Annotated in this window: 11 protein-coding genes and 2 riboswitches; of the genes, 9 read left to right on the forward strand and 2 right to left on the reverse strand. The window is 69.8% G+C overall.

All coding sequences use genetic code 11. The annotated features are described in order from the left end of the window. The first annotated feature begins 41 nt into the window (after positions 1–41). A riboswitch (glycine riboswitch) is annotated at positions 42–127 on the forward strand. Further along, positions 128–221: riboswitch (glycine riboswitch) on the forward strand. It begins immediately after the preceding riboswitch. Positions 222–295: 74 nt separating this feature from the next. From AYL44_RS03165 to gcvP, 4 genes are read left to right on the forward strand one after another with little or no spacing between them, the layout of a single operon-like run. Next, entirely contained in the window at positions 296–1,660 is a 1,365-nt protein-coding gene (locus AYL44_RS03165; RefSeq protein ID WP_064001790.1) for an L-serine ammonia-lyase, read from the forward strand. An 11-nt stretch (positions 1,661–1,671) separates the two neighbouring features. Then, a complete protein-coding gene (gcvT, locus tag AYL44_RS03170; RefSeq protein ID WP_064001791.1) occupies positions 1,672–2,790 on the forward strand; it encodes a glycine cleavage system aminomethyltransferase GcvT in 1,119 nt (372 codons plus the stop codon). Then, on the forward strand, positions 2,787–3,167 hold the full coding sequence (gene gcvH, locus AYL44_RS03175) for a glycine cleavage system protein GcvH (protein WP_064001792.1): 381 nt from the start codon (positions 2,787–2,789) through the stop codon (positions 3,165–3,167). The genes gcvT and gcvH overlap by 4 nt, the downstream gene beginning before the upstream one ends. Before the next feature lie 53 nt (positions 3,168–3,220). Then, entirely contained in the window at positions 3,221–6,010 is a 2,790-nt protein-coding gene (gene gcvP / locus AYL44_RS03180) for an aminomethyl-transferring glycine dehydrogenase (RefSeq protein WP_419865913.1), read from the forward strand. Between the two features lie 53 nt (positions 6,011–6,063). Here the strand turns inward: gcvP and AYL44_RS03185 are convergent, their stop codons facing one another. After that, positions 6,064–7,086, reverse strand: a complete 1,023-nt coding sequence (locus AYL44_RS03185; protein ID WP_064001794.1) for a hypothetical protein — start codon at positions 7,084–7,086, stop codon at positions 6,064–6,066. 214 nt (positions 7,087–7,300) lie between these two features. After that, complete coding sequence (locus AYL44_RS03190; RefSeq protein WP_064001795.1) at positions 7,301–8,098, reverse strand: CPBP family intramembrane glutamic endopeptidase; 798 nt, start codon at positions 8,096–8,098, stop codon at positions 7,301–7,303. A gap of 195 nt (positions 8,099–8,293) precedes the next feature. Between AYL44_RS03190 and AYL44_RS03195 the strand changes: the two genes are divergently transcribed. The 5 genes from AYL44_RS03195 to AYL44_RS03215 all read left to right on the forward strand — a co-directional run bounded on the left by AYL44_RS03195 (position 8,294) and on the right by AYL44_RS03215 (position 14,256). Then, on the forward strand, positions 8,294–9,934 hold the full coding sequence (locus tag AYL44_RS03195; RefSeq protein WP_231872712.1) for a peptide ABC transporter substrate-binding protein: 1,641 nt from the start codon (positions 8,294–8,296) through the stop codon (positions 9,932–9,934). A gap of 186 nt (positions 9,935–10,120) precedes the next feature. Then, positions 10,121–11,050: an ABC transporter permease gene (locus tag AYL44_RS03200; protein ID WP_064001796.1), complete on the forward strand. Its 930-nt coding sequence runs from the start codon at positions 10,121–10,123 to the stop codon at positions 11,048–11,050. Beyond that, positions 11,040–11,975, forward strand: coding sequence for an ABC transporter permease (locus AYL44_RS03205; RefSeq protein ID WP_064001797.1), 936 nt, complete (start codon positions 11,040–11,042; stop codon positions 11,973–11,975). Before AYL44_RS03200 ends, AYL44_RS03205 begins: the two co-directional genes overlap by 11 nt. Then, positions 11,972–13,693, forward strand: a complete 1,722-nt coding sequence (locus AYL44_RS03210) for an ABC transporter ATP-binding protein (RefSeq protein ID WP_064001798.1) — start codon at positions 11,972–11,974, stop codon at positions 13,691–13,693. Before AYL44_RS03205 ends, AYL44_RS03210 begins: the two co-directional genes overlap by 4 nt. Further along, entirely contained in the window at positions 13,690–14,256 is a 567-nt protein-coding gene (locus AYL44_RS03215; RefSeq protein ID WP_064001799.1) for a hypothetical protein, read from the forward strand. Before AYL44_RS03210 ends, AYL44_RS03215 begins: the two co-directional genes overlap by 4 nt. The last annotated feature ends 98 nt before the right edge of the window (positions 14,257–14,354 follow it).

Here is a 14,354-nt window from a genome sequence, read left to right on the forward strand (position 1 = left end):
CCCGGTGATAGGCTCGCGCTCACAACCGCACACCGGACCATCGCGTCTGCTCGGGAGAAGCCCTCGTGGCTGCCGAAGGAGCAATCCCTCCCCGGAATCTCTCAGGCCCCCGTACCGAGCCGACATGGTCACTCTGAAAAGCGGCACCCTCGTGGTGCCCGCCGACGGGGCAAGCGGGCATGGCCCGCGAAATCTCTCAGGCCGATGACAGAGGGGGAGGAACTCACCCGCATCCCGCTGCGCCGTCAGGAGTTCCGTTGTTCCCCTCACCTCACCCCTCCGCCGGGTCGACACGATGTCCCTGAGCATCGGCGTCTTCGACCTGTTCACCGTGGGCATCGGGCCGTCGAGCTCGCACACGGTGGGTCCGATGCGCGCGGCTGCCGATTTCGTTTCGCGCATCGACGCGGACCGCGCCGCGCGTGTGCGGGTCGACCTGTACGGCTCCCTCGCGGCGACGGGACGCGGCCACGGCACGCTGACCGCCGTGCTGCTGGGACTCGAGGGACTGCAGCCGGAGGAGGTCCTCCCGGCCGAGGTCGAGGAGCGCACCGCCGCGATCGCCGAGGCGCGTCGCGTCCGGCTGGGCGGCACGGGCGACGTGCCGCTGTGCGAGGACGACATCGTCCTGCACCCGCTGACGATCCTGCCCGCGCACACCAACGGACTGCGGCTGCAGGCGTGGGACGCGGACGACGTCCTCCTCGACGAGGCCGTCTACTATTCGACCGGCGGCGGGTTCATCGTCCGCGAGGGTGAGGCTGCCGGCACGGCGGATCCGGCGCCCGTGCCGTTCCCGTTCGAGACGGCGGCGGAACTCCTCGCCCACTGCGAGCGCGAGGGCGTCTCGATGGCCGAGGTCCAGCGGCGCAACGAGCGGGTCTCCCGCACCGACGACGACATCGTCTCCGGCATCCTCCACCTCGCCGACGTGATGGAGGGCAGCGTCGCCTCCGGGGCGGCGCGCGAGGGGATGCTGCCGGGCGGCCTGCGCGTCCCGCGACGGGCTCCGGCCTGGCACGCGCGCCTGCGCCGCGACGACCCGACCGGCGACGATCCCGCGCTCTGGCAGGAGTGGGTGAACTTCGTGGCTCTCGCCGTCAACGAGGAGAACGCGTCGGGCGGACGGATCGTCACGGCTCCCACGAACGGCGCGGCCGGCATCATCCCCGCCGTGCTCCACTACGCGACCCACTACGCCGCGCCGGCGCGCCCCCGCGAAGAGGTGGTCGTGCCGTTCCTGTTGACGGCCGCCGCGATCGGCGTCCTCTACAAGGCGCGCGCGTCCATCTCGGGCGCCGAGGTCGGCTGCCAGGGCGAGGTCGGCTCGGCGTCGTCGATGGCGGCAGCGGGCCTGGCGGACGTCCTCGGCGGCTCGCCGCGCCAGGTCGAGAACGCCGCCGAGATCGCGATGGAGCACAACCTCGGTCTCACGTGCGACCCGATCGGCGGTCTCGTGCAGATCCCGTGCATCGAACGCAACGCGATCGCCGCGGCGAAGGCGATCAACGCCGCCAAGATGGCGCTGTGGGGCGACGGCACCCACCGCGTGTCGCTCGACGAGGTCATCGTGACCATGCGCGAGACGGGGCGGGACATGAGCAGCAAGTACAAGGAGACGGCGCTCGGCGGCCTCGCGGTCAGCGTCGTGGAATGTTGAGCGGAGACGGCATGACCGACACCACGACCGAGCCGCGGCGATCGCCGCTGCACGAGCTGCACGAGCGGCTCGGCGCGTCCTTCACCGACTTCGGCGGCTGGCTCATGCCCGTCCGCTACACGTCGGACCTCGCCGAGCACCACGCGGTGCGCCGTGCGGCGGGGATCTTCGACATCTCGCACATGGCCGAGTTCCGCATCGACGGACCGGATGCCGCGACGTTCCTCGACCGCGCGCTGGCCAGCCGCTTGTCAACGATGAAGGTCGGCAAGGCGAAGTACTCCCTCGTCCTCGCCGCCGACGGCGGCATCGTCGACGACGTCATCGTCTATCGGATCGCCGACGACGAGTTCCTCGTCATCTCCAACGCCGGCAACCGCGCCGAGGTCGCGGCCGCGTTCACCGCCGTCTACCTCGGCGATGCCCGCATCCAGGACCTCACGGACCGGATGTCGCTCATCGCCGTGCAGGGCCCCGAAGCCCGCGGCATCCTCGAGTCGACCGCCGGGATCGCGGACGTCGCCCCCGCCCTCGCCGACATGACCTACTACTCGTGGGCGCGCGGCTCGTTCCAGGGCCGCAGCCTCTTCGTCGCGCGCACCGGGTACACCGGTGAGGACGGCTTCGAGCTCATGGTCCCGAACGAGGTCGCCGAGGGGCTCTGGCAGGCTGTGACCGAGGCAGGCCGCGAGGCAGGGCTCGTCCCCGCCGGACTCGCCGCGCGCGACACGCTGCGCCTGGAGGCGGGGATGCCGCTCTACGGCCACGAGCTCTCGCGCGACATCGTGCCGGCACAGGCGGGGCTCGGCCGCGTCGTCGTCACGGACAAGGAGGAGTTCGTCGGCAAGGACGGCCTCGCCGCCCGCGACCTCGACGGCGCTCCGGTCCTCGTGGGGCTCGTCGCGGAGGGCCGCCGCGCCGGTCGCGCCGGGTACGCCGTGCTCGCCGGCGACGACACCGTCGGCGAGATCACCTCGGGAGCCCTCAGCCCGACCCTCGGCCATCCCGTCGCGATGGCCCTCGTCCACCCCTCGGCATCCGCTGAGGGCACCGCCCTGACCATCGACGTCCGGGGGACCCGCATCCCCGCGACCGTCACCGCCCTGCCCTTCTACCGGAGACAGAAATGACCGACCTGACCGCCCTGTCCTACACCGCCGAGCACGAGTGGATCGCCTTCGACGGCGACGTCGCGACCGTCGGGATCACCGACTACGCCGCCGAGAAGCTCGGTGACGTCGTCTTCGTCGAGCTGCCCGCCGTCGGCACGACCGTCACCGCGGGTGAGACCTGCGGCGAGATCGAGTCGACGAAGTCGGTCGGTGAGCTCTACGCCCCGCTGACCGGCGAGGTCGTCGAGATCAACGACGCCGTCGTGGACGACCCGTCCTCGGTCAACGCCGGCGCGTTCGACGCGTGGCTCGTCAAGATCCGCGTGGACGGCGCGCCCACGGGCGACCTCCTCGACCGCGACGCCTACGTCGCGCTGACGGGCGGCGAGGCGTGAGCTCGGCCTTCCGCGATCGCCACATCGGCACCGACTCGGTCGCGCAGGCCGAGATGCTCCGCGTCCTCGGGCGTCCGTCCGTCGACGATCTCATGGGCACCGCCGTCCCCGACGCGATCCAGGTCGCCGAGCGCGCGAGCATCATCCCGCCCGCCGCGACCGAGGCCGAGGCCCTCGCCGAGCTCCGCGACCTCGCGTCGCAGAACCGCTCGGCGCGAGCGATGATCGGCCTCGGCTACTACGACACGCTGACGCCGTCCGTCATCCAGCGGAACGTCCTCGAGAACCCGTCCTGGTACACGGCGTACACCCCCTACCAGCCCGAGATCTCGCAGGGCCGGCTCGAGGCGCTCATCAACTTCCAGACGATGGTGACCGACCTCACCGGGCTCGCGACGGCGAACGCGTCGATGCTCGACGAGTCGACCGCGGTCGTCGAGGGGATGCTGGTGGCCCGCCGGGCCTCGAAGTCCGCGTCGAACGTGTTCCTCGTCGACGCGGACGCCCTGCCGCAGACCAAGGCGCTGCTGCACCACCGCGCCGCCGCCGTCGGCGTCGAGATCGTCGAGACCGATTTCGCCGACGTCCCCGAGGCCTTCGGTGCGTTCGTCCAGTACCCGGGCGCGACCGGGCGGGTCTGGGACCCGTCCGAGGTCATCGCGGCCGTGCAGGCGCACAAGGGTCTCGTCGTCGTCGCGGCCGACCTGCTCGCCCTGACGCTGCTGCGTTCGCCCGGCTCGATGGGCGCCGACGTCGCCGTCGGCACGACGCAGCGCTTCGGCGTGCCGATGGGCTTCGGCGGCCCGCACGCCGGCTACATGGCGGTGCGCGCGGGGCTCGAGCGTCAGCTGCCCGGCCGTCTCGTCGGCGTTTCGATGGATGCGTCGGGCGCTTCGGCGTACCGACTCTCGCTGCAGACGCGTGAGCAGCACATCCGCCGCGAGAAGGCGACCTCCAACATCTGCACCGCGCAGGTGCTGCTGGCCGTCATGGCCTCGATGTACGCCGTCTACCACGGCCCCGACGGCCTGAAGCGGATCGCCGAGGAGACGACCGCCAAGGCGTCGCTGCTGCGGGACTGGCTCGTCGAGGCCGGCGCCGACGTGCTCCACGACGCCTTCTTCGACACGCTCGTGGTCCGCACACCCGGGCGCGCCGAGGACGTCATCGCCGAGGCGCGGCGGCGCGGTTACCAGCTATGGTTCCGCGACAGCGATTCGGTCGGGATCTCCGTCGACGAAACGACGACCGTCGCCGACCTGCAGGCCGTGGCATCCGTCTTCGGCGTCGACTCGTCGAAGGTGTTCGTGCCGCTGCGCGACCGCAACGCCCACCTGCCCGAGGCGCTCCGCCGCACGGACGACTACCTGACGCATCCGGTGTTCACGACGCACCGGTCCGAGACCGCCATGATGCGCTACCTCAAGCAGCTCGCCGACCGTGACTACGCGCTCGACCGCGGAATGATCCCGCTCGGCTCGTGCACGATGAAGCTCAACGCGGCAACCGAGATGGCGGCCGTGTCGTGGCCCGAGTTCGCCCGGGTGCACCCGTTCGCCCCGGCGGACGACGTCGCCGGCTACCTCGTCATGATCGAGCAGCTCGAGGCGTGGCTGGCCGAGGTCACCGGGTACGACGCGGTCTCGCTGCAGCCGAACGCCGGCTCGCAGGGCGAACTCGCGGGCCTGCTCGCCATCCGCGGCTACCACTACTCCCGCGGCGACGTGCACCGCGACGTCTGCCTCATCCCGTCGTCCGCGCACGGCACCAATGCGGCATCCGCCGTCCTCGCCGGGATGCGGGTCGTCGTCGTCGCGTGCGACGAGGCCGGCAACGTCGACCTGGCCGATCTGCGCGCCAAGGTGGCCGCGCACGCCGACAACCTCGCGGCGCTCATGATCACCTACCCGTCGACGCACGGCGTGTATGAGCACGACGTCATGGACATCACCGGCGCGGTGCACGACGCCGGCGGTCAGGTGTACGTCGACGGCGCGAACCTCAATGCGCTGCTCGGGTTCGCCCGGTTCGGCGACCTCGGTGGCGACGTCTCGCACCTGAACCTGCACAAGACGTTCGCGATCCCGCACGGCGGCGGCGGGCCCGGCGTCGGTCCGGTGGCGGCGAAGGCGCACCTCGCGCCCTTCCTGCCCTCGCACCCGATGGCGCAGCGCGCCGAGCACGCCGGCGGACACGTCTTCGACGGCGGTCCCGTGTCGGCGGCGCCCTACGGCTCCGCATCCATCCTGCCGATCTCGTGGGCGTACGTGCGCATGATGGGCGCCGAGGGGCTCCGGCAGGCGACCGCCGCGGCCGTGCTGGCGGCGAACTACGTCGCGCGGCGGCTGGAGGGGCACTACCCCGTGCTGTACGCGGGGGAGGGCGGACTCGTCGCGCACGAGTGCATCCTCGACTTGCGCCCGCTCAAGGAGGCCACCGGCATCACGGTCGACGACGTCGCCAAGCGGCTCATCGACTACGGCTTCCACGCGCCGACGATGTCGTTCCCGGTTGCCGGGACGCTCATGGTGGAGCCGACCGAGTCCGAGGACCTCGCCGAGCTCGACCGGTTCGTCGAGGCCATGATCGCGATTCGGGCCGAAGCGGATGCGGTGGCCGCGGGGGAGTGGCCGGCGAACGACAACCCGCTGGTGAACGCGCCGCACTCCGCGGCATCCGTCATCACCAGCGAGTGGGCGCACCCGTACCCGCGCGAGACCGCGGTGTACCCCGTGCCCGGCATCGTGCGCACGAAGTACTGGCCGCCCGTCCGCCGCATCGACAACGCCTACGGCGACCGCAACCTCGTCTGCGCCTGCCCGCCGATCGAGGCCTTCGCCTGACCCACGCGCCCCCCATTTCCGCGAGACTGCACACGGTGGTCGAGACAGCGGGTTCAGACCCCGGTCTCGGCGCGCGTGTGCAGTCTCGCGGCGGGGTGGCGAGAGCCGAGGGCGGTCCGGGCGGTCGCGAGGCGGTACGCGTCGGGAAGCGCGACGCGCGGGACGCCCGCGCCGCGCAGGATGCCGTCCAGCGCATCGGGGTCGGCGACATCGGACCATCCCCAGTGCACGACCGATCGGATGCCTCGTGACCGAAGGCGGTGGTCCCGCTCGCGGCGCGCGCGCAACAACCTTCCGGGGTCGCCGAATCGGCCGTCGTACTTGAGGTCGCCGTCCGCCTCGCCGGCGACTCCCGCCCCCGGCCACCAGAAGTCGGTGCGGTCGGTCGCGCCCTGCCCGCTCCACTCGGTCTGCAGCTCGGGTTCCTCGTAGCCGAGCAGCTCGATGATCGCCCGGCTCGCGGACTCGAGCGTCGACTCCGCCTCCGCCCGGGCACGATGCAGGGGCCACCGGGCGATGCGGCGCCCCCGCGAACTCGGTCGGTGCTCGTTCTGCTCGACGAGCGACTCGACGGATGCCGCCGGGTCCAGCCGCAGCGCGGCATCCGCCGCGATGAGCCCCACCACCACGTGCCGAGCCCGCGCGAGGTCGACGGCGCAGTCCGCGGGTGCGACCGCGGCGAACCCGCCCAGGTCGACGACGTCCCGCGCTCCCGTCGTCGTGTGCATCCGGAGGCCGGCGTGCAGGCGCGAGGTGCGGGTCGGGTCGCCGAGAGCGTGGACCACGCCGGGGTCGCCGAGCACCGGCATCCCCCAGATCGCCGCGGCCGACTCGTGGCTCAGCACCAGCCCCGGGTGCGTGAGGAGTGTCGCGTGAATGCGCGCGAGGTACCTGTCCCATGGAGCGAGCCTCCGCCACAACCCCGCCGGCGCGTACACCCCGCGCACGACGGACACGAGCTCACCGCGAGCCGCGACGCGCGCGGCGTGCGGTACGTCCCGCGCCCGCAGGAGCGGCACGGGGCAGGCGACGGGCGCGGGACGGACGAAGGGCAGGGGGCGGGCGATCGCGGGCATACCCCCGATGCTCCAGACCCGCCCCCGGCAGCGCCCCGCTCGCGCTCCGCCCCGTGGACACCCCGCCCCCCGCGCCCGCGGTGGAGGAACCGCCCCGCCTCACCGATCCCCCCCCGAGACTGCACCCGACGCGCGAGACAGCGGCGCCACGCCGCCGTCTCGGCCCGCCCGTGCAGTCTCGCGGGAAGAAGACCCAGGCCCGGGATGCCGCGCGTCAGCCGCCGGGCGGGCCGAACACCCCGGGCCACCACGCGGCGGCGAGCGGGTACCCGACGAAGGCGATGATGTCGATGAGCACGTGCGCGACGACGAGCGGCATGACGCGGCCCCAGCGCGAGTACACCCAGCCGAACACGACGCCCATGGCCATGTTGCCGATCAGGGGACCGAACCCCTGATACGCGTGGTATGAGCCGCGCAGCACCGCGGTGGACAGGATGATCGTCCAGGTGTTCCAGCCGAGCAGGCGCAGGCGGTCGAACAGGTAGCCGACCATGATGACCTCCTCGAGCAGCCCCGCCCGGAGGGCGGCGAGTAGCAGGAGCGGCACGGTCCACCAGGACGAGTCCAGCGGCGAGGCATCCACCTGCACGGTGATCCCGAGTTCGCGCCCGACGGCGTAGAGCACGAGGCCCGGGACGCCGATCACGAGCACGAGCAGCACGCCGCCGACGAGGCCCCGGCCGAACCTCTCGAACGTCAGGCCGATCTTCGCGAAGCCCGACCGGGCGGGCTCCCAGAGCAGGTAGATCGCGAGCGCGACCGGCGCGAAACCGAACAGCGCCGACAGGAACTGCGAGATGACATCCCACACCTCCGACGGCGCGGCGCCCGGGTTGAGCGAGGTCTGCTGATCACTCAGGGGTGCACGGGTCAGCGCCTCGATCAGCGAGAGCACGGAGTACACCGCGGAGCGCCCCAGCGAGAGTGAGAGGACGATGGCGATCTCCCACCACAGGCGTGCCCGCCGCCGCGGGGAGGAATCCGTGGGGAGGTCCGTGAACGCTGCCATCCGGTCAGAATGGCACGACTTCGTATGAGTGGGATGCCGATGGGCCCACCGATCAGACTGCTTCATCGACGGCTTCTCAAGTAAAGGCTGTGTAACGGTCTTGTGAGAGATTTGTCGCATTGCGCTCAAGCTGCTTAGTGTGCTTCTCATCACGCCTGGGTCGCGAAGCCTCGACCCGGGCTTTCATTAGGTCTCATGGAGGACACTTTGAAGCGCAACAAGATCGGCGTCGCGGGCCTCGCCCTGCTCGGCGCCACCAGCCTGGTTCTCGCCGGCTGCGCCAGCAACACCGGCGGCAGCGGCAACGGGAACGAGGGCACCGGCGGTTCGACGGATGCGGTCATCACGACCAACGGCTCCGAGCCTCAGAACCCGCTCATCCCCACCAACACCAATGAGACCGGTGGTGGCAAGGTCATCGACTCGATCTTCGCGGGCCTCATCTCCTACGCGGCCGATGGTTCGGTCGTCAATGACGCCGCCGAGTCGATCACCACGGACTCGCCCACGCAGCTCACCGTCAAGATCCGCAAGGGCCTGACGTTCACGAACGGTGAAGAGGTCACTGCCGACAGCTTCATCAAGGCGTGGAACTACGGTGCGCTGGCTTCCAACAAGCAGAACTCGTCGTACTTCTTCGAGGACATCGAGGGCTTCAGCTACGACGAGGACTCGGAGCTGTCGGGTCTCAAGAAGGTCGACGACCACACCTTCACCATCACGCTGAACAAGCCAGCCGCCGACTTCGCGCAGCGCCTGGGCTACTCGGCCTTCGCGCCGCTCCCGTCCGTCGCGTTCGACGATATGAAGGCCTTCGGTGAGAACCCGATCGGCAACGGCCCGTACAAGCTGGCCGAGGAAGGCGCGTGGCAGCACGACGTCCGCATCGACCTGGTCCCGAACGAGGACTACGACGGTCCGCGTAAGGCGAAGAACGGTGGCCTCGACATCGTCTTCTACGCGAACCAGGAGGGTGCCTACCAGGACCTGCAGGCCGGCAACCTCGATGTGCTCGACGCGATCCCCGAGAGCGCGCTCGAGACCTACGAGTCCGACCTCGACGGTCGCGCGGTCAACCAGCCCGCCGCCATCTTCCAGTCGCTGACGATCCCGGAGTGGCTCGACGGCTTCCAGACGGACGAAGAGGGCAAGCTCCGCCGCGCCGCGATCTCGCACGCGATCAACCGCGAAGAGATCACGAAGGTCATCTTCAAGGACACCCGCACGCCTGCGAAGGACTTCACCTCGCCCGTCATCGACGGCTGGAGCGACTCGGTCCCGGGTAACGAGGTCCTCGAGTACGACCCCGAGCTCGCCAAGGAGCTGTGGGACCAGGCGAACGCGATCAAGCCCTACAACGGCGAGGACTTCACGATCTCGTACAACGCCGACGGCGGCCACCAGACGTGGGTCGACGCGGTCGCGAACTCGATCTCGGGCACGCTCGGCATCACCGCCGTCGGCCAGCCCTTCCCGGACTTCGCCACCTACCTCGACGCCCGCGACAACGAGAAGGTCGACGCGTTCCGTTCCGGCTGGCAGGCCGACTACCCCGGTCTGTACAACTTCCTCGGCCCGCTCTACGCGACCGGTGCCGGCTCGAACGACGGCAAGTACTCGGACGCGAAGTTCGACGACCTGATCGCCAAGGGCATCAGCGAGACGGATGAGGCGGCGCGCAACGCCACGCTCCTCGAGGCGCAGTCGGTCCTGTTCGAGGACCTTCCGGCCATCCCGCTCTGGTACTCGAACGTGAACGGCGGCTGGGCCGACGGCGTCGAGAACGTCGAGTTCGGCTGGAACTCGGTGCCGCTCTACTACGAGATCACCAAGTAACCCGCACACAGCATCACCTCACGCGAGGCGGTGACGGTCACCCGTCACCGCCTCGCGGCGTGACCCGACCATCTCACCGTTCTCACAGCCGACGGGCTGAGTATTGGGTGAACAGGGGCACCGCGCAGCGGGGCCCTTCTTCGTGCGTCAGCACTGATACGTCTTTTCCCTGGAAGGGGGCCGAGGGTGGCCTATTACATCCTCCGACGGATCCTTCAGGTCATTCCGGTCTTCATCGGCGCGACCCTGTTGATCTACTACATGGTCTTCGGACTCCCCGGCGACCCCGTCGCCGCACTCTTCGGCGACAAGCAGCCGCCGCAGGCCGTCATCGAGGCGATCCGCGACCAGTACAAGCTCAATGAGCCGTTCATCGTCCAGTACGCGAACTATCTCGGCGGTATCCTGCGCTTCGACTTCGGGACGACGTTCTCCGGGCAGAGCGTGAACGACGTCCTCGCCCGCACCGTCCCGATCACGATGCGCCTGGCGATCATGTCCGTCGCGATCGCGTTCGTGCTCGCGCTCATCATCGGCGCCCTGTCGGCGGTGTGGAAGGGCTCGATCTTCGACAACGGCGCCCTCGTGACGGCGCTGATCTTCATCGCCATCCCGATCTTCGTGCTCTGCTTCCTCGCCCAGTACTTCCTCGGCGTGCAGCTCGGCTGGTTCAAGCCGACCGTCGGTGGGCAGAACGACTGGGGCGACCTCTGGCTGCCGGCGATCGTCCTCGGCCTCAGCATCTACGCCTCGAGCATGCGCCTCACACGCGCTTCGATGATCGAGTCGCTCGGCCAGGACTGGGTGCGGACCGCCTACTCGAAGGGCCTGTCGCGTCGCCGTGTCATCCCGGTGCACGTCCTGCGCAACTCGATGATCCCGATGGTGACCGACACGGCCACGCAGTTCGGCGTCCTCATGGTGGGAGCCACCGTGACCGAGGGCATCTTCAACGTGCCCGGCGTCGGGAACACCCTCTTCAACGCGATCATCCGCCATGAGACCCCGACGGTCGTGTCTTTCGTCACGATCTTCGTCGTCATCTACGTGCTGGTGAACCTGGTCGTCGATCTCCTGTACGGCCTGCTCGACCCGAGGATCCGCTATGTCAAGTAACACCACCCACTACGTGGCGCCCGCCCGCACCGAGACGGTCGTGGTCGACCAGCTCCGCCTGAGCGAGAAGAAGAGCAACCTCTGGCTGGATGCCTGGCGTGACCTCCGTCGCCGTCCGACGTTCTGGATCTCGGTCGTGTTCTGCCTCATCATCGTCGTCATGGCGGTCGCCCCGACCCTGTTCACGTCCGTCGGCCCGTCCGGCGGTGCATGCGTGCTGGGCAAGAGCAACGCCGGCCCCGAGCCGGGGCATCCGCTCGGCTTCAACCTCCTGGGCTGCGACATCTGGTCGCGCGTCGTGCACGGCACGAGTATCTCGATGTCGGTCGGTGTCCTGGCGACGGTCATCTCCACTGTCATCGGCCTCATCATGGGCGCCCTCGCGGGCTTCTACGGCGGATTCCTCGACTCACTCCTCTCGCGCGTCGGCGACATCTTCTTCACGATCCCCTACATCGTCGCGGCGGTCGTGGTGATGTCGGTGCTCGCCGAGCACAAGAACGTCTTCGTCCTCGCACTCGCGATCGGCGGGTTCTCGTGGGCGAGCACGGCGCGTATCGCGCGTGCCGAGGTGCTGCGGGTGAAGCAGTCCGATTACGTGATGGCCTCCCTTTCGATCGGGCTTTCGCGTTTCCGCACCCTGCTCACGCACGTCATCCCGAACTCGATGGCGCCCGTCATCGTCGTGACGACCCTGGGCCTCGGCACCGCGATCGTCGCGGAGGCGACGCTGTCGTTCCTGGGTGTCGGTCTCGGCGGTGTGTCGTGGGGCGCCGACATCAGCCAGGCGCAGTCCTCGATCCGCACCGCGCCGCTGGCGCTGTTCTGGCCGTCGCTCGCGCTGACGGTCTCGGTCCTGGCGTTCATCACGCTCGGCGAGCTCCTGCGCGATGCGGTCGACCCGAAGTCGAGGGCCCAGCGATGAGCGCCACCGAGAACCCGTCCAGCCGCGCTTCGCTGCGCGGTAGCCACAAGGAGAGCGCCGTGTCGCAACCCCTTCTCCAGATCCGCGACCTGAAGGTCGCCTTCTCGAACGGCAAGAAGGAGCGCGAGGTCCTCCACGGGGTCGACCTCGACGTCTTCCCGGGAGAGACCGTCGCCATCGTGGGCGAGTCCGGTTCGGGTAAGTCGACGACGGCCGCGGCCGTCATCGACCTGCTTCCGGGCACCGGCAAGGTGACGAGCGGATCGATCCTGCTCGACGGGGTCGACCTGACGAAGGCGAGCCGTCGCGACATGGAGGCGATCCGTGGTCGCGACATCGGCTACGTCCCGCAGGACCCGATGTCGAACCTCAACCCGGTCTGGTCGATCGGCTTCCAGGTCGAGGAGGCCGTGCGCGCCAACGGTCTCGCCTCCAGCCGCAGGCAGGCGCGGCAGCGCGCGATCGAGGTGCTCAAGCAGGCCGGGCTCGCCGATGCGGAACGGCGCATGCACCAGTTCCCGCACCAGTTCTCGGGTGGGATGCGGCAGCGCGCCCTGATCGGCATCGGTCTCGCCGCCGACCCGAAGCTCCTGATCGCCGACGAGCCCACCAGCGCGCTCGACGTGACGGTGCAGCGGGTCATCCTCGATCACCTCGCCTCGCTCACCCGTGAGAAGGGCACCTCCGTCCTCTTCATCACGCACGACCTCGGACTCGCGGCGGAGCGCGCCGACCGGATCGTCGTGATGAACCAGGGTGAGATCGTCGAGGCGGGCCCGAGCCGGGTCATCCTCGAGAACCCCCAGCACCCCTACACCCAGCGGTTGGTGGCCGCTGCCCCGAGCCTCGCGTCGCAGCGCATCCAGGCCGTGGCCGAGCGGCGCGGCGTGGAGCACCTCGGCGAGGTCGTCGACGCGAAGCCCGTCGTGGAGGTGCGCGATCTCGTCAAGGAGTACAAGATCCGTTCGGGCGGGTTCCGCAGCGAACCGTTCCGGGCCGTCGACCAGGTCTCCTTCCAGATCCCCAAGGGCAAAACCCTCGCGCTGGTGGGGGAGTCGGGGTCGGGCAAGTCGACCGTGGCGAAGATGGTGCTCCAGCTCGAGCAGCCGACGAGCGGCTCCGTGATCATCGACGGCGCCGACACGTCGGGCATGAGTCGCAAGGAGATCTTCTCGCTCCGGAGCCGGATGCAGCCGGTCTTCCAGGACCCGTACGGGTCGCTCGACCCACTCCGCAGCATCGGTGCGCTGATCGCCGAGCCGCTTCGCGTACACGGCGTGGGTGACGAGAAGTCCCGACGCGACCGCGTGTTCGAGCTGCTCGAGCAGGTGTCGCTTCCGCGCGAGGTCGCGTGGCGCTACCCGAACGAGCTCTCGGGCGGTCAGCGTCAGCGCATCGCGATCGCGCGAGCCCTCGCCCTGAAGCCGTCGATCGTCGTCCTCGACGAGGCGGTGTCGGCGCTCGACGTGCTCGTGCAGGACCAGATCCTGCGCCTGCTGGCGGAGCTGCAGTCCGAGCTGGACCTGACCTACCTGTTCATCACCCACGACCTCGCCGTCGTCCGGGTCGCGGCGGACCTCGTGTGCGTCATGGAGCAGGGCCGTGTCGTCGAGCAGGGCACGGTGGACGAGATCTTCGCCTCGCCGACGCAGGAGTACACCCGTCGTCTTCTCGACGCGATCCCCGGTGCGGATATCCCGCTCGGGGGGCGTGCGTGACGAACCACACCGAGGGCGGGGGAGGCGGGCGCGATGCTCGCTTCCTCCGCCCTCGGGTGTTCCGTGCCTCGTCGACCCTCTTGTCCTTCTGGGTGGTCGTCGCGATGCTCGCCTTCTTCCTGGGGGACGCGGCGGTGCGGGGGAGCTGGCTCTTCCTGGCGAAGTGGACCGCCCCGCTCCTGCTGATCGGCTGGGGGGCGTGGCTGCTCTTCTGGCGGTCGCAGGTGAGGGCCGATCGCGAGGGTGCCGTGGTGATCAACGCGCTCCGGATCCACGATCTGCCGTGGTCCTCGGTCGAGGAGGTCGTGCAGTCCGCGCAGCTGCGTGTCGTCCTCGTCGGCGGCCGGCGCATCGACTGCTGGGGCGGACCGTTCCCCCCGCGCCGACGGATGACGCGGACGCCCGAGCCGTCGGCGGATGCGGCGCTGGTCATGGAAGCGCTGCGCGAGGCGGCGACGCCCTCCGAGCGTGTCGCGACCTCGCGCTGGGACGTCCCCGCGCTCCTCGTGGGAGTCGCCCTCGCGGCCCTCACGATCGCCTCTGTGACACTTGTGCATCCGTGAAGTAAAGATCGTGAAACGAACTGTTCACCGTTTCGACGGATCTGTGGGCATGTTTGTTAGCGTTGTGCGGGCGGGGCAGCGAAGCCCCGTTAGGCAAG

It is taken from the genome of Microbacterium oleivorans, assembly GCF_001644225.1.
GTDB lineage: Bacteria > Actinomycetota > Actinomycetes > Actinomycetales > Microbacteriaceae > Microbacterium > Microbacterium gawkjiense.